This is a genomic window from Bradyrhizobium manausense (genome assembly GCF_001440035.1).
Classification (GTDB): Bacteria; Pseudomonadota; Alphaproteobacteria; order Rhizobiales; family Xanthobacteraceae; genus Bradyrhizobium; species Bradyrhizobium manausense.
The window spans coordinates 14685-15445 of record NZ_LJYG01000076.1 but is presented as its reverse complement, the minus strand read 5'-3'; the positions used below and the strand labels follow the sequence as shown (position 1 = coordinate 15445).

Here is a 761-nt window from a genome sequence, read left to right as displayed (position 1 = left end):
CGGGCGTCACCGAGCGCGGTGACGAGCAGGTCTTCCAGCACCTCGCGTTCTTCCGGCTTCATCAGCGAGGGATCGATCTTGACGCCCCTGACGTCCATCTTCGCGGTCATGCGGACGGCGACGAGGCCGCCGCCGGAGATGCCCTCGACCTCCACATTGCCGAGCTGCTCCTGCATCTCCTGCATCTTGGATTGCAGCTGCGCCGCCTGCTTCATCATGCCGAGAAAATCAGCCATGGGTTTTCGTCCTCAAAGATAGGCTCAGAGATCGTCGTCGGCGTCGGAACCGTCGGGCAGATCGTCAGAGCCGTAGTCAGCGTTAATATTGGACTCCGGCGTCTCCGGGGCAAGCCTGCGGACCTCGACGACCTTCGCACCGGGGAAGCGCGACAGCACCTCCTGCACGCGCGGATCGGCCTCTGCGTTGCGCGCATGTTCCTGCCTGGCGGCCTGGTTCACCGAGCGGAGCGTGGGCTGGCCCTGCTCGTTGGAAACGATCATGGTCCAGCGCCGGCCGGTCCACAGCTCGAACTTCTTCGCAAGCTCCGAGATCATGGTCTTGGAGGCGTTCGGCTCGAGCGCGACCTCCAGCCGGCCCTCCTCGAAACGGACGAGCCGCATGTCGCCTTCCAGCGCGCTCTTGGTCATGAGATCGCGCTTCTGGCCCGCGAGCGCGACGAGCTGGGTGAAGCTGGTGACACGCAGCTGAGGTGTTGCGCCTTGCGGATCCGGCGCGGGCGCCGCCATCTGCGGCCGCGCGCC

At 65.8% G+C, this 761-nt stretch carries 1 protein-coding gene and 1 pseudogene; both read right to left on the bottom strand.

Features of this window, described 5'->3' with window-relative positions; genetic code table 11:
• Window positions 1-236 (bottom strand): YbaB/EbfC family nucleoid-associated protein (locus AOQ71_RS17410; protein ID WP_057748471.1); only part of this gene is annotated, 236 nt, incomplete at its 3' end.
• Window positions 237-260: 24 nt separating this feature from the next.
• A pseudogene (locus AOQ71_RS47980) lies at window positions 261-761 on the bottom strand (DNA polymerase III subunit gamma/tau); the annotation flags it as partial.